Annotated in this window: 19 protein-coding genes; 12 read left to right on the top strand and 7 right to left on the bottom strand. The window is 69.7% G+C overall.

What is annotated here, in order from left to right; translation table 11 throughout:
- Window positions 1–105 precede the first annotated feature (105 nt).
- Window positions 106–942: an acyl-CoA thioesterase gene (locus tag ACYVOK_RS08525; RefSeq protein WP_460661725.1), complete on the bottom strand. Its 837-nt coding sequence runs from the start codon at window positions 940–942 to the stop codon at window positions 106–108.
- Window positions 943–1,110: 168 nt separating this feature from the next.
- On the opposite strand from ACYVOK_RS08525, the gene ACYVOK_RS08520 reads away from it, so the two are divergent.
- Window positions 1,111–1,512, top strand: a complete 402-nt coding sequence (locus tag ACYVOK_RS08520; RefSeq protein ID WP_460661724.1) for a DoxX family protein — start codon at window positions 1,111–1,113, stop codon at window positions 1,510–1,512.
- 7 nt (window positions 1,513–1,519) lie between these two features.
- The gene (locus tag ACYVOK_RS08515; RefSeq protein WP_460661723.1) at window positions 1,520–1,681 is read left to right on the top strand and encodes a hypothetical protein; all 162 of its coding nucleotides are present in this window, start codon (window positions 1,520–1,522) and stop codon (window positions 1,679–1,681) included.
- Between the two features lie 75 nt (window positions 1,682–1,756).
- On the opposite strand, the gene ACYVOK_RS08510 is transcribed toward ACYVOK_RS08515, so the two are convergent.
- Window positions 1,757–2,671, bottom strand: a complete 915-nt coding sequence (locus tag ACYVOK_RS08510; RefSeq protein WP_460661722.1) for a proteasome assembly chaperone family protein — start codon at window positions 2,669–2,671, stop codon at window positions 1,757–1,759.
- 174 nt (window positions 2,672–2,845) lie between these two features.
- Between ACYVOK_RS08510 and ACYVOK_RS08505 the strand changes: the two genes are divergently transcribed.
- From ACYVOK_RS08505 to ACYVOK_RS08495, 3 genes are read left to right on the top strand one after another with little or no spacing between them, the layout of a single operon-like run.
- A complete protein-coding gene (locus ACYVOK_RS08505) occupies window positions 2,846–3,862 on the top strand; it encodes a hydroxyacid dehydrogenase (RefSeq protein WP_460661721.1) in 1,017 nt (338 codons plus the stop codon).
- The gene (locus tag ACYVOK_RS08500) at window positions 3,859–5,766 is read left to right on the top strand and encodes a DUF2264 domain-containing protein (protein WP_460661720.1); all 1,908 of its coding nucleotides are present in this window, start codon (window positions 3,859–3,861) and stop codon (window positions 5,764–5,766) included. Before ACYVOK_RS08505 ends, ACYVOK_RS08500 begins: the two co-directional genes overlap by 4 nt.
- A 52-nt stretch (window positions 5,767–5,818) precedes the next feature.
- Window positions 5,819–6,349, top strand: coding sequence for a ferritin (locus ACYVOK_RS08495; RefSeq protein WP_460661719.1), 531 nt, complete (start codon window positions 5,819–5,821; stop codon window positions 6,347–6,349).
- A 74-nt stretch (window positions 6,350–6,423) separates the two neighbouring features.
- Here ACYVOK_RS08495 and ACYVOK_RS08490 read toward each other — a convergent pair whose 3' ends face one another.
- Window positions 6,424–8,304 (bottom strand): DUF2207 domain-containing protein, encoded by a 1,881-nt coding sequence (locus tag ACYVOK_RS08490; RefSeq protein ID WP_460661718.1) that lies wholly within the window; start codon window positions 8,302–8,304, stop codon window positions 6,424–6,426.
- Window positions 8,305–8,439: 135 nt separating this feature from the next.
- Between ACYVOK_RS08490 and ACYVOK_RS08485 the strand changes: the two genes are divergently transcribed.
- Window positions 8,440–10,575, top strand: coding sequence for an elongation factor G-like protein EF-G2 (locus tag ACYVOK_RS08485; protein WP_460661717.1), 2,136 nt, complete (start codon window positions 8,440–8,442; stop codon window positions 10,573–10,575).
- Window positions 10,576–10,612: 37 nt separating this feature from the next.
- Here ACYVOK_RS08485 and ACYVOK_RS08480 read toward each other — a convergent pair whose 3' ends face one another.
- Genes ACYVOK_RS08480 through ACYVOK_RS08470 form a run of 3 tightly spaced genes read right to left on the bottom strand, consistent with a single transcriptional unit; the run spans window position 10,613 to window position 13,190 of the window.
- Window positions 10,613–11,872: a tetratricopeptide repeat protein gene (locus ACYVOK_RS08480; RefSeq protein WP_460661716.1), complete on the bottom strand. Its 1,260-nt coding sequence runs from the start codon at window positions 11,870–11,872 to the stop codon at window positions 10,613–10,615.
- Window positions 11,869–12,744 (bottom strand): tetratricopeptide repeat protein, encoded by an 876-nt coding sequence (locus ACYVOK_RS08475; protein ID WP_460661715.1) that lies wholly within the window; start codon window positions 12,742–12,744, stop codon window positions 11,869–11,871. The genes ACYVOK_RS08480 and ACYVOK_RS08475 overlap by 4 nt, the downstream gene beginning before the upstream one ends.
- The gene (locus ACYVOK_RS08470; RefSeq protein WP_460661714.1) at window positions 12,741–13,190 is read right to left on the bottom strand and encodes a hypothetical protein; all 450 of its coding nucleotides are present in this window, start codon (window positions 13,188–13,190) and stop codon (window positions 12,741–12,743) included. The genes ACYVOK_RS08475 and ACYVOK_RS08470 overlap by 4 nt, the downstream gene beginning before the upstream one ends.
- A 91-nt stretch (window positions 13,191–13,281) precedes the next feature.
- On the opposite strand from ACYVOK_RS08470, the gene ACYVOK_RS08465 reads away from it, so the two are divergent.
- The 6 genes from ACYVOK_RS08465 to surE all read left to right on the top strand — a co-directional run bounded on the left by ACYVOK_RS08465 (window position 13,282) and on the right by surE (window position 17,708).
- Complete coding sequence (locus ACYVOK_RS08465) at window positions 13,282–13,686, top strand: HIT family protein (protein ID WP_460661713.1); 405 nt, start codon at window positions 13,282–13,284, stop codon at window positions 13,684–13,686.
- A gap of 63 nt (window positions 13,687–13,749) precedes the next feature.
- Entirely contained in the window at window positions 13,750–15,084 is a 1,335-nt protein-coding gene (locus tag ACYVOK_RS08460; RefSeq protein WP_460661712.1) for an MFS transporter, read from the top strand.
- 4 nt (window positions 15,085–15,088) lie between these two features.
- Window positions 15,089–15,721, top strand: a complete 633-nt coding sequence (locus ACYVOK_RS08455) for an RNA polymerase sigma factor (protein WP_460661711.1) — start codon at window positions 15,089–15,091, stop codon at window positions 15,719–15,721.
- Window positions 15,718–15,954 carry an anti-sigma factor family protein gene (locus ACYVOK_RS08450; protein WP_460661710.1) on the top strand — a complete coding sequence of 79 codons (237 nt, stop codon included), beginning with the start codon at window positions 15,718–15,720 and terminating at the stop codon, window positions 15,952–15,954. Before ACYVOK_RS08455 ends, ACYVOK_RS08450 begins: the two co-directional genes overlap by 4 nt.
- Window positions 15,955–16,002: 48 nt before the next feature.
- Window positions 16,003–16,932 carry a 1-phosphofructokinase family hexose kinase gene (locus ACYVOK_RS08445; protein WP_460661709.1) on the top strand — a complete coding sequence of 310 codons (930 nt, stop codon included), beginning with the start codon at window positions 16,003–16,005 and terminating at the stop codon, window positions 16,930–16,932.
- Window positions 16,929–17,708 carry a 5'/3'-nucleotidase SurE gene (gene surE, locus ACYVOK_RS08440; RefSeq protein WP_460661708.1) on the top strand — a complete coding sequence of 260 codons (780 nt, stop codon included), beginning with the start codon at window positions 16,929–16,931 and terminating at the stop codon, window positions 17,706–17,708. Before ACYVOK_RS08445 ends, surE begins: the two co-directional genes overlap by 4 nt.
- Here surE and ACYVOK_RS08435 read toward each other — a convergent pair.
- On the bottom strand, window positions 17,701–18,843 hold the full coding sequence (locus ACYVOK_RS08435; RefSeq protein ID WP_460661707.1) for an epoxide hydrolase family protein: 1,143 nt from the start codon (window positions 18,841–18,843) through the stop codon (window positions 17,701–17,703). The two genes, surE and ACYVOK_RS08435, sit on opposite strands and share 8 nt — an antisense overlap.
- Window positions 18,844–18,863: the final 20 nt, after the last annotated feature.

The following is an 18,863-nucleotide window of genomic DNA, read 5'->3' as shown; positions in this document are numbered from 1 at the left end:
CCCCGGGGCTTCTTCGGACAGTCAGGTGTCAGCGCGCCGGGACGTACTCCGGCGTCGTCGTGACTACAGCGCGCTGCAACATGCCTCCAAGATAGCAGAAATCTTCTAGTCGAGGTCGAGGCCGACCGGACGGATCAGGCCTTCCTGGGCGACGGAGGCGACGAGGTTCCCGGACTCGGTGAAGAGCCGGCCGGTGGCGAAGCCGCGGGCCCCGGAGGCGGACGGGGACGCCTGGTCGTAGAGGAGCCACTCGTCGGCACGGAAGGGCCGGTGGAACCAGAGCGCGTGGTCCAGGGAGGCCGGCTGGATGCGGCGGTCGCCGATGACGATGCCGTGCGGCAGCAAGCTTGCCCCCAGCAACGTCAGGTCGCTGGCGTAGGCCAGGACGCAGGCGTGCAGGGCGGGATCGTCCGCAAGCTTGCCAGCGGCCCTGATCCAGAACTGGCGGCCGGTGACGCCGGCCAGGCGGACGTCGAGGGCCGACCACTCCTTGTCCCAGTCGGCGGCCTTGCGGCCGGAGCGCGCCTCGAGGACGGAAGCCAGGGTCGGGGCCTCGTCGGGGGCGACCAGGTCGTCAGGCATCGGGTCCTGATGGTCCAGGCCCTGCTCCGGGCGCTGGAAGGAGGCCGACATGTAGAAGATCGGCTTGCCGTTCTGCGAGGCGACCACCCGGCGGCTGCTGAACGAACCGCCGTCGCGCGTCGGCTCGGATCGGTAGATGATCGGCACCGAGGTGTCGCCGGCGCGCAGGAAGTAGCCGTGCAGCGAGTGCACGAACCGCTCCGGCTCGACCGTCCGGCTCGCGGCGGCCAGCGCCTGCCCGAGCACCTGACCGCCGAACACCCGCTGCATCGCGGTCTGCGGCTGACGGCCGCGGAACAGGTCGACGTCGATCTTCTCCAGGTCGAGCAACTCGACCAGATCCTCCAGCGACTCAGGCATGCCTCATCCTGACAGGTCCGGCCGGTACGCCGAGGCACGGAACCCGCTCATGACCGGCGTACCGGTTGTGGTTCCGGTCACTCGAACTCTTTCGGTGAGCTTTCGGTGGCGTTCCGTAGACTATGGTTGAAGACTCAATCACCAGTCACCCGCTTGAGGAGAAACTCTGTGAGCCTGACCCGCAACGCCGCCGCCCGCGATCTCGTCCTGCTGCTGTCGAGGATCGGGCTGGGAGTCGTCTTCATCGCCCACGGCTGGCAGAAGTTCCAGACCAACGGCCTCGACCGCACCGCGGCGGGCTTCGAGCAGATGGGAGTGCCCGCGCCGACGCTGTCCGCGTACTACGCGGCCGGGATCGAGTTGCTCGGTGGTGTCGCGCTGATCCTGGGCCTGCTGACGCCGGTGGTCGGTGTCCTGCTGGCGCTGGACATGGCCGGTGCGCTCGTCTTCGTGCACCTGTCCAACGGGGTCTTCGTCGGTTCTTCGCGATGGTGTCCTCCGGCGAGTGGTACGGCTTCGGGGATTTCGGCGTACCGGACCTGGGGGAAGTACGCCGTCGCCCGGGGCTGACCGGGTGGTGGGCCTCCCGCGCCTGGGTACCGCCGCGGACGGCGGTTGGGAGCTGGTCGGCGTACTCGGGCTGCTGTCGCTGACGCTGGCCGTCGTCGGAGCCGGCCGGGTCAGCCTGGACAACATCTTCAGCCGCTCCACGTCCGGCCGGGCCAAAGTCGCCGCCTGACGGGACCGCGGACACAGTCGGCCGGACGAACAGAAGCGGCCGGGGCGTGTTGCCCCGGCCGCTCGTCGTCTCTGGTTACCTGTCTTCCTCGCGGTTGAGCTCGGCGAGGAACTGCTCGACCTCGGCGCCCAGCTCCTCCGCCGACGGAGTGGAGCCGGCCAGGAGGCTGCCGCGACTGACCGAGCCGGCGGCGGCGTCGTACTGCGTCTCGAGCGCCTTGACGACCGCGCTCGCGTCCTCCGACGCCTCGACCTGCTCGTCGACCAGCCGGCCGGTGACGGCGGCCTCGTCGAGCAGGGCCTTGCTAGGGAGCAGCAGACCGGTCGCCGCCGAGATCGCGTGCACCAGCGCCAGTGCGGCACCCGGGAAGCGGTTCTCGGCGAGGTAGTGCGGGACGTGAACCGCGAAGCCCATCGCGTCCTTGCCGGCTTCGCCCAGCCGCACCTGCAGCATCGTGCCGGCGCTGGCGGGCAGACGCATCTCGCCGTCCCAGATGTTCGACCGGGTGACCAGCTCGGGCCGGGTCGCGTGCGCGGTCAGGCCGAGCGGGCGGGTGTGCGGGACGCCCATCGGGATGCCGTGGACGCCGATCGTGAGCGTCACGTTGTACCGCTCGATCAGCTGCCGGACCGCACCGGCGAACCGGTTCCAGTGGTTGTCCGGCTCGACGCCTTCGAGCAGCAGGAACTCGACGCCCGCGTCATCCTTGAGCAGGTGCAGGTTCAGGTGCGGCGGGGTGTAGTCGATGAACCGATCCTCGGCGAACGTGACCTCGGGCCGCCGGGCGCGGTAGTCGTGCAGGAGGTCGACGTCGAAGCGCGCGAGCAGCCGGCTGTCCAGCACCTCGAGCAGGTGGTCGGCCGTCACGCGGCCCGCCTGACCGGCGTCCATGAACCCGTCCAGCGAATGCACCAGCACCTTCGGCGCCGCCGCCGGGCCGGTCGCCACCGACTCGTCGACGATCTCGTAGAGGTCGTCCGGTCGCAGCATCGTCGTCTCCTTCACAGTGGCCAAATAGGGCGGGTAGGCCCCTCTATCCTGCCCTTCTCCCCTGACAACGCCCGAACCGCGGGCCCACATTCCGCGCCGCGCGAACTTTCAGGTTCTTTTCAAATTCCGACGGTGGGGCAGACAGGCTTGGAAAGCGCTTGCTAAGTTGCAGGGGTGAGCAGCGAACCACACTCGGCCCTGACCGTCATGGTGGCCATGAACGACACCAGCCGGGCGCGCGTCCTCGTCCCCGCTGTGCGGACCCGGCTGGAGGCGATCGCGACCGTCCTCCCGGTCGGCCCCGGCCCGACGTTCCTCGACGACCCGGACATCCGGGCCGCACTGCCGGAGGTCGACGTACTGCTGACCGGATGGGGCTGCCCGCGGATCACGCCGGAGGTGCTGGACGCCGCGCCGAAACTGCAGGCGATCCTGCACGCGGCCGGTTCGGTCAAGTCGATCGTCGCCCCGCAAGCGTTCGACCGCGGCATCCAGGTGTCGTCGGCCGCGCACGCCAACGCTCTGCCGGTCGCCGAGTTCACCGTCGCCGCGATCGTGCTGGCCGGGAAGCGGGCGTTCCGGCTCGCGGCGCAGTACCGGATCGAGCGGACCAAGGCGGACCCGCACGGGATGCCGGGCAGTTACGGTACGACGGTCGGCCTGCTCGGCGCGTCCCGGATCGGTCGCATGGTCGCCGAGCGGCTGCGGAACTTCGACCTGCACGTGCTGATCAGCGACCCGTATCTCACCGAGGCCGAGGCGGCTGCACTCGGCGCCGAACGGGTCGGCAACGACGACCTCTTCCGCCGCAGCGACATCGTCAGCGTGCACGCGCCACTGCTTCCGGAGACGACGGGTCTCGTGGACGCGCGCCTGCTGGGGCTGTTGCGCGACGGCTCGGTCCTGATCAACACCGCGCGCGGCAAGATCATCGACTCGGCCGCCCTCGAGCGTGAGTGCGTGTCCGGGCGGATCGACGCCGTACTCGACGTGACCGACCCGGAGCCGCTGCCGCCGGAATCCCCGCTGCTCGACCTGCCGAACGTCTTCGTCACCCCGCACGTCGCCGGTGCCGTCGGCAACGAGATCGCCCGCCTCGGCGAACTCGCCGTCAGCGAACTCGAACGCCTCACCACCGGCCAACCCCTGCAACACGCCATCAGCCCCACCGAACTCGGGAGAATCGCGTGACCCGTCTTGTGCTGCCTGATACCGATCGTGTGTTGTCGCGCCAGACTGGGTGGGTTCGTGCCCATTGGGAGGCGCTGGCGGATCACTTGCTGGACTCGCTGACGCCGTACTTCTCCCCTGGCGCCTCTCTGGTCGCGCTGCCCGGTCGGCCAAGTCGGTCCGGTACGGCGTCCGACGCGCTGGAAGGTTTCGCGCGGTCGTTCATGCTGGCTGCGTTCCGGATCGCCGGCGTGCAGGGCAAGGGCTGTGAGGACCTGATCGAGCGGTACGCACGGGGTGTCGCGAACGGCGCGAACCCGGACCACCCGGAGGCGTGGCTGCGGCTCACACCGCGCTCGCAGCAGATGGTCGAGGCCGCCGCGATCGCGGTCGCGCTGCACGAGACGCGCGAGTGGATCTGGGACCGGCTCGACGCTCGGGCGCAGGAGCACGTTGCGGAGTGGCTGGGTGGGTTCAACGGGTCGACGACGCACGACAACAACTGGCGGCTGTTCCAGGTCGTGAGTGAACAGTTCCTCGCGTCCGTCGGGGCGCCGTACTCCCAGGAGGACATCGACGGCGGGCTCGACCGGATCGAGGACTGGTACGTCGGTGACGGCTGGTACTCCGACGGCGACGGGCAGAACTTCGACAACTACATCGGCTGGGCCATGCACCTCTACCCGGGGTTGTGGACGCGGATGGCGGCCGCCACGCCAGGTGCGCAGTACGAGGACCGGCTGACGCTGTACCGCGACCGGCTGCGGTTGTTTCTGGATGACGCAGTGCATCTCGTCGGCAACGACGGTGCACCGGTCTACCAGGGTCGGTCACTGACCTACCGGATGGCCGCGGCGACGCCGTACTGGATGGGGGCGTTGCTGGACGCCACTCCCCTGACACCCGGGCAGACGCGCCGGCTGTGCTCCGGGATCGCGCGGCACTTCGTGCAGCACGGAGTTCCGGATGAGCGTGGGTTGCTGACGCTTGGGTGGTACGACACCTTCCTGCCGACGACACAGCAATACTCCGGCCCCGGCTCGCCGTACTGGGCTTCCAAGGGGTTCATCGGGCTGGTGCTGCCGCCGGAGCACCCGGTGTGGACGGATCCGGAGGACTCGGTGCCGCTGGACGACGCGGACCAGGTGCGCGCGATGCCGGCGCCGGGGTGGATCGTGCACGCCAGCCGGCACGACCAGGTGGTGCAGCTGGTGAACCACGGTTCCGACCACGCGCCCGTGGCGGAGCCCGACGGAGTCGAGCCGGAAGGCGATCCGCACTACAACCGGTTGGCGTACGCGAACCACGCCGGTCCCGAACTGTCCGACCACGCGCCGCGGATCGACAACCTGATCTCGCTCGTCGACGCGGACGGGCGGTCGAGCGCACGCGGACGGATCCGCCGGATCGCGGTCAGCGGGCGTACGGCGTCCTCCTGGCACAAGGCGTGGCTCGGAACGGACGGTCCGTGGCGGATAGAGACGACGTCGGTCGTGCACGGCGGCTGGGAGATCCGGTGCGCGCTGGTCGAAGGTCCGGCCGGCGCGATGGTGCGCAGCGGCGGATTCGCGGTCGCCGGCCAGTCCTTGCCTGAGGCAACTGCCGGCTACCGGTGGGCGTCCGCGCGAAGCGACGACGGGCTGCTGTCGGCGGTGGTCGGGTTGCACGGGTACGACGAGGCCGGGGTCCACCGCGGACTCGGGGCCAACCCGTTCGGCATGCACTCGGCGACGCCGTACCTGACGGCTCCGCACGACGGCGATCCACTCGTGCTGGTGAGCGCCGTACTGCTGACCCGGGACGCGTTGCGGCCCGAAGCGCTTGCCGAAGGCATCGATGTCGCGGTGGACGGTACGACGGTGCGGATCAGCCTGCCGGGAGGCGGTGACGAGGTGGTCGAACTCGGAGCGAATCGCGCGGGTTAGGGCAGGCTCCCCAACGGTGTGAAAACCGGTCGCGGACACTACATTTGGCGTCATGAGCACGTACGAGAAGCTTCTGCAAGAACAGATTCGTAACGAATTCACGGCGTCACAGCAGTACGTGGCAGTGGCTGTCTGGTACGACGACCAGGACCTGCCGCGACTGGCGTCCCACTTCTACAAGCAGGCCCTCGAAGAGCGCAACCACGCGATGATGATGGTGCAGTACCTGCTGGACAAGGACATCCGGCCGCACATCCCCGGGGTGGGCGAGGTCGAGAACGACTTCAAGAACGCGCTGGAGCCGCTGGAGCTCGCGTTGCAGCAGGAGATCACCGTCACCAAGCAGATCGAGACGCTGGCCCGGACCGCGCGGGACGAGAGCGACTACATCGGCGAGCAGTTCATGCAGTGGTTCCTCAAGGAGCAGGTCGAGGAGGTCGCGGCGATGAAGACGCTCGTCAACGTGGCGAAGCGGGCAGGTGACAATCTGTTCCACCTCGAGGACTTCCTGGCCCGCGAAGGCGCCGGCGACGGAGGTGCCAGCGACCCGACCGCCCCCGTCATCGCCGGCGGCAAGGTCTGAGGTTCCCCGCAGTCCTGCGTGCTTGGTGGCCGGCCGCATGTTCGCACCGCTGGAGGCGACCGTGCGGCCGACGGCTACCAGGAGCCGCCGCCTCCGCCGCCTCCACCGCCGCCGGACGAGCCCGAGCTGAAGCCGGAGGAGGAGCCGCCGCCTGACCCGGAGTTGGCGGGGGCGGGTGGAGGGTCGAAGGTGCTGGCGACGGTGTGGGTGAGGGCGCCAGCGGTCCAGCCGGACGAGTAGTAGGAGGGGCCTGAGTACCAGTAGGGGTCGGGCGTGACGCGGCCGGCGGCGACCAGTTCGGCGCAGACCCGCTGCCAGCGGTCGGCCAGGCCGAAGGCGATCGCCCAGGGCAGGTACTTGCTGAAGATGTCCTCCCCCTCCTCGAACCGCAGCTGATCCGCCTCCGCCGTCGCCAGGTACTTCCGGAACCCGATCAACTGGTCCGCCACCGCCCGACCGGCCGGGTTCCGCTGCCCGCGCGCCCGCTTGGCAATCCAGATGCCGATGGCAACGATCACGGCGACCGCCGGCACCCCGATCACCACCGCCCGGCCCAGTCCCCCGGTCGCCGCGGCCATCACCGTCCCCATCAGCCCGGCGCCGACCACCCAGATCCCGATCATCGCCAGGCAGGCACAACTGAATCCGTTCTTGAAGACGGTTCCGCCACCCCGCCGCGGCATCCGCAGGTACCACCCACGCTGCCGCACCTGCTCCCGCAGCGCCGCGATCATCCCGTCGTGCGCCCGCCGCATCGTGTGATCACCGACCGCTCCGCGCCGCAGCACCACCGACGACCCCGGCTGCAGCGACGGGAACAACCCCGACAGCAGCACCTGCTCGTGCGGCGCCGTCGCGGCCGCCGGATTCACCAGTACGGCGCTCTGTGAGTCGCCGGTGTTCTCGATCCGGACGCCGCCCCGCACCGCCAATTCGATCAGCGTCGCCGCCGTCTCCGTCGTGCTCGCCTTGGCGTCGATCAGCAGACCACCCTCGGCCACCGGAATCCGGGGCGGCGCGAACGCGACCGGGATCTGGTCCTCGGGCAGGTCGTCCTTGACCGGCTGCGCGACCATCCCGTCCGGCGGGAACGTCCCCGGCGGCAGGCCGGCGAACCGCTGGTCCCGGCTGCCGTTCCTCCAATACAGCACCGCGGCCGCGATCGCGGCCAGCGAGACCGCACCCGACCCGATCAACGCGGTCGCCGTGACGCCGGACCGCTCCATCCAGCTCGGTGGGTCGACCACGATCGGGGTGTCGTTGCTGACCGCGCCGGCCCTGATCCCGGCAACGATCGTCAGCTGTTCGCCTCGCGGCAGGTTCGTGGCGCCGAAGACGCCCTTCCCACCACTCACCGCCTTCTCCGGGCAGGTGTCCTGCGATCCCGCCGTACCGGTGAAGCAGTCGACCTGCGTGACGCCCTGCGGCACGGTGACGTTGACGTCGACGCGGTTGAGTACGGCTTCCCACGCCGAGCCCGTCGCATCCCAGTACAGCTCGGAGTGGTCGGCGAAATGCCGGAGCGCGCCGCGGACGTCGTACGTGATCACGTACGTCGCGTCGTACCCGGAGACGGTCTCGTGCTCGGAACCGATCCTGATCCGGAGCACCTGGTAGCGGCCGCCGTTCGACGTCGACGTCTCGGTGCTGAACTCGTCGGACGCGTCCGGACTCGTCACCCTGATGTCGGAGACCTCGTACTTCTGGTCCTTGGAGTCGTCGTCCCGCCACGGTTCGCGGATGACGAGGTCGCGGTAGATGCCGTGCCGACCCGTGCTGCCGAAGCTGTAGGCAACCGTCTCCTTCACCTGGAGTACGCCGTCCGGCGTGACGGTGTAGTCGATCCGGAAGCTCTTCACCTCGTCACCCGGCGCGGCGGACGCGGGGGCCGCGAAACCGGCCAGCGCCAGAGCGGTGAGAAGGGTGGTGAGTGCGGTGAAGAGTGCCCGGCGCATGGCGTGACAGTACCGAGAGCCGGGATCACGCTGACGTGTCAGGAGGATGCGGCCCATCTGACGAGAAAAGGCGACCTGAAGACTCTTGTGCTGAGTGGCCGTTGGGGGAATCGTGGGTGGCCCAGGAGGAACGTCATGGCAGACAAGACGAACACTTCCCAGGGCACCGGAGCCGCCCCCGCTGTGGACAGCCCGGCCGCCATCCGCAACGTGGTGCTCGTCGGCCCGTCCGGAGCCGGCAAGACCACCCTCGTCGAGGCCCTGCTGGTGGCCTCCGGCGTCCTGTCCAGACCCGGCTCCGTCCTGGACGGAAGCACGGTCTGCGACTACGACGACGCCGAGATCCGCCAGCAGCGTTCGGTCGGGCTCGCACTGGCCTCGTTGCCGCACGACGGCATGAAAGTCAACCTGATCGACACCCCCGGGTACGCCGATTTCGTCGGCGAACTGCGGGCCGGCCTCCGGGCCGCCGACTGCGCTCTGTTCGTGATCTCGGCGAGCGAGGGCGTCGACGAGCCGACCAAGACGCTGTGGCACGAGTGCGACCAGGTCGGCATGCCGCGGGCCGTCGTGATCACCAAACTCGACCACGCCCGGGCCAACTACCAGAACGTGCTCGCCGCCGCGCAGGACGCGTTCGGCGACAAGGTGCTGCCGCTCTACCTGCCCGCCGGTGAGGGGCTGATCGGGCTGCTCTCCCAGACGTACTACGAGTACGCGAACGGCAAGCGGTCCACCTCGGCGCCGGACGCGTCGTACGCGGACCAGATCGAGGAACAGCGCGGCACGCTCATCGAAGGCATCATCGAGGAGTCCGAGGACGAGTCGCTGATGGACCGCTACCTCGGCGGCGAGGAGATCGACCAGAAGGTCCTGATCGAGGACCTCGAGCGCGCGGTCGCCCGGGGCTCGTTCTTCCCGGTCGTCCCGGTGTGCAGCGGGACCGGCGTCGGCACCCAGGAACTGCTCGAGGTGATGACGAGTGGTTTCCCGTCGCCGCCCGAACACACGCTGCCCGAGGTGTTCACGCCGCACGGCGTACCGCGCAAGGGCCTCAGCTGCGACCCGGACGGGCCGCTGCTCGCCGAGGTGGTGAAGACGACGTCGGACCCGTACGTCGGCAGGGTCAGCCTGGTCCGGGTGTTCTCCGGCACCATCAGGCCCGACACGACGGTTCACGTGTCGGGCCATTTCACGTCGTTCTTCGGTGAGAGCTCACACGCCGACCACGACGAGGACGAGCGGATCGGCACACTGTCGTTCCCGCTCGGCAAGGTCCAGCGACCGGCGTCGGCGGTGATCGCGGGTGATCTGTGCGCGATCGGCCGGCTGACCCGGGCGGAGACCGGTGACACGCTGTCCGACAAGGCGGATCAGCTGCTGCTGAAACCGTGGACGATGCCCGAGCCGCTGCTGCCGATCGCCGTACAGGCGCACGCCAAGACCGACGAGGACAAGCTCGGGGTCGGGTTGCAGCGGCTGGCGGCCGAGGACCCGACGCTGCGGATCGAGCAGAACCCGGAGACGCACCAGATCGTGCTGTGGTGCATGGGCGAGGCGCACGCCGACGTCGTCCTCGACGCCCTCTCGAACCGGTACGGCGTGACCGTCGACACCGTGGAGTTGCGGGTGCCGCTGCGGGAGACGTTCGGCGGGAAGGCGAAGGGGCACGGGCGGCACGTGAAGCAGTCCGGCGGGCACGGTCAGTACGCCGTCTGCGACATCGAGGTGGAGCCGCTGCCGGAGGGGTCCGACTTCGAGTTCGTCGACAAGGTGGTCGGCGGGGCCGTGCCGCGGCAGTTCATCCCGAGTGTGGAGAAGGGCGTGCGGGCCCAGATGGAGAAGGGGGTCGCGGCCGGGTACCCGGTGGTCGACATCCGGGTCACGCTGCTCGACGGGAAGGCCCACAGCGTCGACTCGTCCGACATGGCGTTCCAGATGGCCGGTGCGCTGGCGCTGCGGGAGGCGGCGAACGCGACGAGGATCAGTCTGCTCGAGCCGGTGGACCTCGTGTCGGTGATGGTGCCGGACGAGTTGGTCGGCGCGGTGATGAGCGACCTGTCCGGGCGGCGCGGACGACTGCTGGGGACGGAGCGGGTGGGCGAGGACCGGACGCTGGTGAAGGCCGAGGTGCCGCAGGTGGAGATCACCCGCTACGCCATCGACCTCCGGTCGCTGTCCCACGGCGCCGCGTCGTTCACCCGGTCGTTCGCCCGGTACGAGCCGATGCCGGAGTCCGCCGCGGCGAAGGTGAAGGCCTCGTCGTCCTGAGTAGGTCGGGCAGGCGCGGCCCCGCGGTCGTGCCTGCTCAGCCCTTGGCGTCCCGGCTCAACCGGCGGCGCACGTCCCGGGACTTGAGGTACGACGCGACGTCGTCGTACCGCTCGCTCTGGTTGGCGAACTCGATGTACGAGCGGACCCGGTGCAGCCAGTCGAGCGTCGACGGCTTGACCGTGGGCAGCACCTCTGTCAAATGACGCATGGTCAGCGGCGGCTCGCCTCCGCTGCGGAGCGCGTCGTCGATCACCCGGTCGATACCGCGCTCGATCAGCGCGCGCAGGTCCGCGCCGCTGAACATCGGGGTCTGCCCGGCGAGCGCCTTCAGGTCCAGGCCGTCCGCGGGCACGTCCTTCACCAGCACCTGCAGGATGTCGGCGCGGGCCGGCTCGTCCGGCGGCGGCACGAAGATCACCCGGTCGAACCGGCCCGGGCGGAGCATCGCCTCGTCGACGTCCCACGGCGCGTTCGTCGCGGCCAGCACGAGCAGGCCGTCGTTCTCGGAGCCGATCGCGTCCAGTTCCTGCAGCAGTACGTCGACCAGTCGCCGGGCCTCGGAGCCGCCGTGCTTGTGCCGGGCGAAGGCGAGCGCGTCGAGCTCGTCGAGGAACAGCACGCACGGCGCGTTCGCCCGGGCGCGTTCGAAGGCGGCGTGCAGGTTGCGCTCGGAGACGCCCAGGTACGGGTCCATCACGTCCTCGATGCGGACGTTGACGAACGGCAGACCGCACTCCCCCGCGGTCGCCCGGGCCAGCAGCGTCTTTCCGCAGCCCGGCGGCCCGTAGAGCAGCACGCCGCCGCCCGACTTCCGGCCGTACTTCTGGTACAGCTCGGGTCGGCTCTGCGGCAGGATCACCATCCGGTGGATGACCCGCTTGACGTCGTCCATCCCGCCGACCTGGTCGAAGGTGGTGGTCTCCTTCGGCGTGTCCACCTCGTACGGCGTCTCGGCCTCGGGACCGACCTTGATCTTGACCCCACTGCGCTCGGCGATCATCTCGTCGACGAGTTGCTGCAGCCGCCCGGTCCCCTCGACGACGCCCCTCTGCCGGGCCGCCTCGAGCAGGCTCCGCAGCAACGCCAGCCGCCCGTTGGCCGCCGCCAGCTCACCGACCGGAACCAACTGGTCGTCCGGCAACCCCTGCTGGTCGAGCAGTAAGACGTACTGATCCAAAGCCGACTCGATGTCGCCGGCCGTCACCAGCGACTCGGCCAGCACAAGCCGCAACAACACATCCTCCGGATTAGCCTCGACCGCTTTCCGTAAGGCCTCGATCCGGTCGTTCCTCATGCTCCCCACCTTCGGTTGAGCCAGCGGCGGAGCAGGGGTGGTGCCACCCAGGAGTAGATGCAGAAGCCGAACCAGCCGATGGCGGCGACGAACGCGAGAGGGGCCAGGCCGGCCACGCGGAGGCCGTAGATCACCGCGACCGCGCCGATCCACACGACCAGCGGGTTGAACCGCTGGAACGGGCGGAGCGGGCGCATCAGCGGGTGGTTGATCAGCTTCGCCTCACGAGCGGCCGCGCGCAGGTCCGCGTCGCCGGGTTGGGACGCGGCAGCGGAGGCGAGGGAGTTGTAGCCGGACCGCGAGTCGCCGGTCAGCATCGACGCCGTGCCGTGCAGCGCACGGGCGCCGGGGTCCTCCGGGTCGTGTGAGAGCGCTTCGGTGCTGTGGCGGTGCATGTCGCGGTCCTTGCCGAGGGCGAACGCGACCTGTGCCCGCGCGGCCGAAACCGCGGCGCTCTCCGGCGCATGCGAGGCGGCGCGCTCGACCAGGGCGCTCGCCTTCTCGGCCTGTCCCGCGGCCAGACACACGTGCGCGTACCCGATCAGCAGGTCCGGGTCGTTCGGGTCGAGGCTCAGGCCTTGCAGGAACGCGGCCTCGGCCTCCGGCAGGCGGCCCTCGGCACGCAACGAGGAACCGAGCACGTGCAGCATCGGGAGGAACGGCCCGTGCTGGGCGAGACCGTCCTTCAGCACGTCGATCGCCTCGGCGTTGCGGTTGAGCGCGTGCAGGGCGGCTCCGCGGAACAGGTACGCGCGGTAGTCGAGCGCGGCGTCGCCCCAGAGGCCCTGGAGTTCGTCCAGGGTGCGTTCGGGGTGGCCGATGCTGAGCCAGTGGCCGGCCAGTTGCAGGCGGGCCTCGGTCGGTTCGTTCACAGTGCCCCCGCAACGATGACCAGGATGAATGCTTCCGCGATCGCGCCGCCGATCGCCACCGCGACGCCTGGGCCCCACAGCGAGGCGTAGTCGGTCCCGCGGAGCTGGAAGGCGCGGTCCAGCCGGCGCTGGATGCGAAGCTGGACGAGGCAGCACAGGACGGCCACGACCCGGACCGCGACGCGGAAGCCGGAGGTGACGTCCTCGTCGGCGTTCAGCAGGGCGAAGACGGCGATCACCGCGACCAGCCCGGCCGCGCCGGTGAGCAGGATCAGGCGGCGCCCGGCCGCGTCCACGCCGAGCCGGCGGGCGTTGAGGAAGGCGATCACCGTCGAGGCGATCACGCCGCCGAAGAAGGCGACGTACGTCTGGGACATCAGCCGCCACGGGCGAACCTTCAGGTCCACACCGGCCGCGATGGTCGGGCGCAGCAGTTCGTCCGGCATGGGGCTCCTCGGTGGGCGCTTCGACCGGCCCTCGGGTCGGTGGGGTCCGGCCCGCGCAGTCTAACGCCGAGGCGGGCACTAGCCTGGGCCGATGACCGAGAACTGTCTTTTCTGCGGGATCGTGGCCGGGGACATTCCGTCGACGCAGGTGGCGTCGAACGAGCGGGCGGTCGCGTTCATGGACATCAATCCGGCGACACCGGGGCATCTGCTGGTGGTGCCGCGGGCACACTCGACCGACCTCCGCGAGGCGGACGCCGAGGACCTGACGGCCGCGACCCTGCTGGCTCAGTCGCTGGTCAGCCGGGTGATGGAGCGGCTGGACGCGGACGGCGCGAACCTGCTCAGCTGCATCGGTGCGACGGCGTGGCAGAGCGTGTTCCACACCCACCTGCACGTGGTGCCGCGCTACAAGGACGACCCGCTGCGGCTGCCGTGGCACCCGGCTCCCGGTGACATGGAGGAGATCCAGGCGACCGCGGCCAAGCTCGTGTAACACTCCGGGCCGCTCGTGACACTGCAGGGCTGACCGGATAACCCGAGCCCTGCAGAGGTCGTCATGTCCAACATCACCACCGCGGTTGAACCTCACGAGTGCTCCGCGCTGCGCGCCGGGGTGACGGAGGAGGCGGCGACGCCGGCCGGTCGAGCAGACGTTCGCGACCGCTCGGCGCTCGGTCGACGGCTGCGGCTCGGGCGGCGGTTCCGGCTCGGCCGCAGGTCGGCGCTCGGAGCGCGGCTGGGGGCGTTGTGGGTGGGGACCTTCCTGCAGGGGTTTGCCTTGTGGGTGCCGGTCGAGAAGCTCTTCATGAGTGAGATCGGGTTCGACGCGGCGACGCTCGGGGTCATGGTGGCGGCGTACGCGGCCCTGGTCCCGCTCGCCGAGGTGGCGTCGGGGATCCTCGCCGACCGGTGGTCCCGCCGGGGTGTGCTGAGGCTCGCGGGGGTCGCCCTGGTGTTGAGTGTGTTCGTCGGCGCGGTGAGCTGGAACGTGCCGACCTACATCGTGGCGGCTCTGCTCTTCGGTGTGTACGTCGCGATGTTCACCGGGACCATCGAGGCCGTCGTGTACGACGTGGTGCTCGAGGAGACCGGCGACAGTACGGCGTACGAACGGGAGATCGGCCGGGTCCGCTTCGTCGAGAGCGTGGCGCTGGTGGGGAGCGCCCTGGCCGGCGGCTGGCTCGCCTCCGTACTGTCGACCCGGGCGACGTACTTCCTCACCCTCCCGTTCGTGGTGCTCTACCTGGTCGCGCTGAGCCGGTTCTGCGAACCACGACTCCACCAGACCGGCGAACGGGTCTCCCTGCGGCGGCACCTCACCATCACCTACCAGGCGATCACGCACCGCGGGCGGCTCGTTCCGATCGCGACGGCGTCGATCACGGCGGCGATGATCCTGCAGGCGATGTTCGAGTTCGGACCGCTGTGGCTGATCACGCTCGAGGCGTCGGCGGTGTACTACGGCCCGTTCTGGGCTCTCTTGGTCGCCACGCTCGGTCTCGGCGGGCTGCTCGCCGGCCGGCTCCACCTGGATCGGCCGGTGCCGCTGACGATCGTCGTCCTGGTCATGCTCGCCGCCTGCCTGACGCTGACGAGCAGCCGCGACCTCGGCCCGCTGACCGCCGCGATGGTCGTGCTCACGCTTCTGCTGGTGGTGATCGGTATCCACCTCAGCCGGTTGATGCACGACGCCGTACCGTCGACGATCCGGGCCGGTGTCGCGTCCGGGATCGGGGCGGCGTCCTGGCTGGTGCTCACGCCCTTCGCGTTGGTGTTCGGTGCTGTGAGCAAGCAGTTCGGCGTCTACGTGTCGGGGTGGATGCTGACCGGCGCGGTCGCGCTGGCCGGTGCGGCACTGGTCTGGGTCCGGCACCGTGCTGCACTACGCTGAGCCGATGGCTGGGTTGCCGGCTGACGACATACTGGCCGAGCGGTTGCGGAGCGGCGACGAGGACACGTTCGCGCTGCTGCTGGACAGGTGGTCGGGCGGGATGCTGCGGGTGGCGCGGTCCTTCGTGTCGACCGAGGAGTCGGCCGCGGAGGTCGTGCAGGAAACCTGGCTCGCGGTGATCGAGGGCATCGAGGGGTTCGAGGGCCGGTCCTCGCTGAAGACCTGGGTCTACCGGATTCTCACCAACACGGCGAAGCGGCGCGGCACCCGGGAGCACAAGGTGGTGCCGCTGAGCAGCGTCGACGACTCCGGCCCGACCGTCGACCCGAGCCGCTTCCGCCCGCCCGGAGATCCGTTCCCCGGTCACTGGTGGGAGTTCCCACCGGCCTGGCCGTCGCCCGAACAGGGCCTGCTGAGCGGCGAGGTCCGGGAACGCCTCAGCGAAGCCCTGACCGAGTTGCCCGAGCGGCAGCGGCTGGTCGTCGTACTGCGTGACGTCGAGGGACGCCCGTACGACGAAGTGTGCGAGCTGCTCGGGATCACGGCCGCGAACCAACGGGTGCTGCTGCACCGTGCGCGGGCGTTTCTGCGCGGCAAACTGGAGGAGTATTACAGGCAGGAGGGCCGAGCCTCATGAGCGATTTGGAGTGTCGGGAGTTCGTCGAGCAGGTCACGTCGTACCTGGAAGGCGACCTGAGTACGGCGGCCGAGCAGGACTTCATCGACCACCTGGCGCTGTGCGACGGCTGTGAGCGCTATCTGGAGCAGATGCGCCTCACCGCGGCGTCGCTGGCCGACCTGCCCGCCGACTCCATCCCGACCGACGCACGCGCCGCGCTGCTCGACGCCTTCCGGGCCCGCCGCGCCTGACTCCGCGCCCGGTGGGTACCGGGAGACCCCGGAGTGGAAGGAGTGCCGATGGGCGAGGGTGTGATGGTGTTCGCGCCGCTGCCGCAGCTGACCGTGATGGTCGAACAGGTGAGCGAAGAACCCGAACTCCACCTGCACGCCGGCGGCCAGGGCCTGTGGCAGGCCCGGATGATCACGGCCCTGAAGGTCCCGGTGACGTTCTGCGCCCTGCTCGGCCAGGGCGAGGTCGGGCGCGTGCTGACCTCCCTGATCGAGACCGAAGGGCTGGATCTCAAAGCGGTACGACGCCACGCGGACAGCGGCTGGTACATCCATGAGCGCCGCGACGACGAGCGGCACGTGCTCGCGGAGAACCCAGGCTCACCGCTCGGCCGGCACGACGGCGACGAGTTGTACGCGCTCGCTCTGGCCGAGGGCCTGAAGGCGAAGATCTGCGTCCTCAGCGGTGCCGCGGACCCGTCCCTGGTCCCGCCCGACTTCTACGCACGCCTCGGCTCTGACCTGCAGCGCAACGGTACGGCGATCGCCGCCGACCTGTCCGGTGACCATCTGAACGCCGTACTCGAGGCGAAGCCCGCCTTCATCAAGGTCAGTGACGAGGAACTGCACGCCGACGAACTGGCCGACAAGGACGACGAGAAGTCGATCGTCAAGGCGGCCCGGATGCTGCAGGACCGCGGCGCGGGCACGGTCGTGGTCAGCCGGGCCGAAAAGCCCGCGATCGCGTTGATCGAGGGCGAGGCCTACCAGGTGAAGGTCCCCGAACTGACCGTGCGGGACCACCGTGGCGCCGGCGACTCGTTGACCGCCGGCGTGGTCGCCGTGCTGGCTCAGGACGGTGACATGAAGGAAGCGATCCGCACGGGTGCGGCGGCCGGCACACTCAACATCACCCAGCACGGACTGGGCGCCGGCCGCGCCGACGCGATCGCCGAACTGGTCAAGCTGGTCGAACTCGAACCACTGGAGTCGTCGTGACCCAACGCGTCCTCATCACCAACGACGACGGTATCCACTCCCCCGGCCTGCGGGCGCTCGCCCGGGCAGCCGAGCAGGAGGGCTTCGATGTCGTTGTCGCCGCCCCCTCCGAGGAGGCCAGCGGTGTCAGCGCGGCCCTGAGTGCCTATACGGCCGACGGCCGGGTCGCGATCACCCGCAACGACTTCGACGGCATACCGGCGTACGGCGTTGCGGCCTCGCCGGCGTACATCGTCGTGCTGTCCACTCTCGACACCTTCGGCGCCGCACCCGATCTGGTGCTGTCGGGAATCAACCGCGGCGCGAACGCCGGCCGGGCGATCCTGCACTCCGGGACGGTCGGGGCTGCCTTCACGGCGGCGGCGTACGGGATGCCGTCGATGGCCGCGTCGCTCGACGTGCTGTCGCCGCTCAGCGCCGAGCGCGGCGGCAACGCACTGCAGGTCCTCGACGAGGCCAGCGACGAGGCTCACCACTGGTCGACGGCCGCCGACTACGTTCGCCGGCTCCTGCCGAGGCTCACGACGCTCCAGGACGGGTTCGTGCTCAACCTGAACGTGCCGGACCGGCCGGCCGAAGAGGTGAAGGGCCTGGAACAGGCGACGCTGGCAACCTTCGGTCAGGTGCAGATGGCGGTCGCCGAGGCCGGACAGGACTTCGTGCGTACGGCGGTGGAGGAGAACCGGGACCGCGCCGACGAGGGCACGGACCTGGCTCTCCTCACGGCCGGCTACGCGACGCTGACCACCGTCCGCGCCGTCGCCGAACTCACCTGAGTCCGGCGAAGAACTCGCGAAGGTCGCCTACCAGCAGGTCGGGTGCGTCCTGGGTCGCCCAGTGGCTGCCGCGGTCGAATTCGTGCCACGACACGATGTTCGCGTGGTCGCGCTCGGCGAACCGGCGCAGCGGGCGGAAGTCGAACGCGAAGCTGGCCAGCCCCGTCGGCGCGGTGGTCGGCTCCTTCGGGTGGTCGGCGTGCTTGTCCTCGTAGTAGAACCGCGCCGAGGACGCTCCGGTGTTCGTCAGCCAGTAGATGGTCGCGTTCGTGAGCACGTGCTCGTCACTGCATCCACTGAGCAGCTGTGCGATCCACGCGAGCTGCCCGGTCGGTGAGTCGGCCAGCGCGTGTGCGATGTTCTGCGGCGCCTGCTCCTGCAGCTTCGCGTACGCACCGAGGTTCTCGTTGAAGTACTGCAGGAACTGCAGATATCCCTGCTCCTCTTCGGTGAGGTTCTCCAGCTCCGCCGGGTCACCACTCGGGAACGAGAACAGCTGCGTCACGTGCACGCCGATCACGTGCTCGGGATCGACCCGGCCGACCTCCGGCGAGACGTACGAACCGCCGTCGTTGCCGTGGGCGCCGTACCGCTCGTAGCCAAGCCGGCGCATGAGCTCCGCCCACGCGGCCGCGGTGCGATAACGGTTCCAGCCACGGTCGTGGGTCGGCCCGGAGAAGCCGAATCCGGGGATCGACGGGATGACGAGGTCGAAGGCCTGCTCGCCGTTCGGCGGCGCGGTCAGCGGTTCGATCAGGTCGACGTACTCGAGGAAGGTGTTCGGCCAGCCGTGGGTGAGGATCAGCGGGATCGCGTCCGGGTCGGCCGAGCGGACGTGCAGGAAGTGGACGTTCTGGCCGTCGATCTCGGTGACGAACTGCGGGTACGTGTTCAGCCGCTCCTCCACTTTGCGCCAGTCGTACGACGTCAGCCACTGCTCGACCAGACGCCGGACGTACGACAGCGGGACGCCGTACTCCCACTCCGGCGGAAGCGGTCCGGTCTGGACGGCGTCGGTGTGGTCGAGGTCGAGTTCGTTGGCCCAGCGGGTCCGGGCCAAGCGGTCACGCAGGTCGTCCAGATCGGCCTGCGGAATGTCGATGCGGAACGGTCGGATCTCGGTGTTGTTCGTCATGTCTTCTACGCTAGGAGTCC

The organism is Kribbella swartbergensis (assembly GCF_054784135.1).
This window is presented reverse-complemented; position numbering and strand designations above follow the sequence as displayed.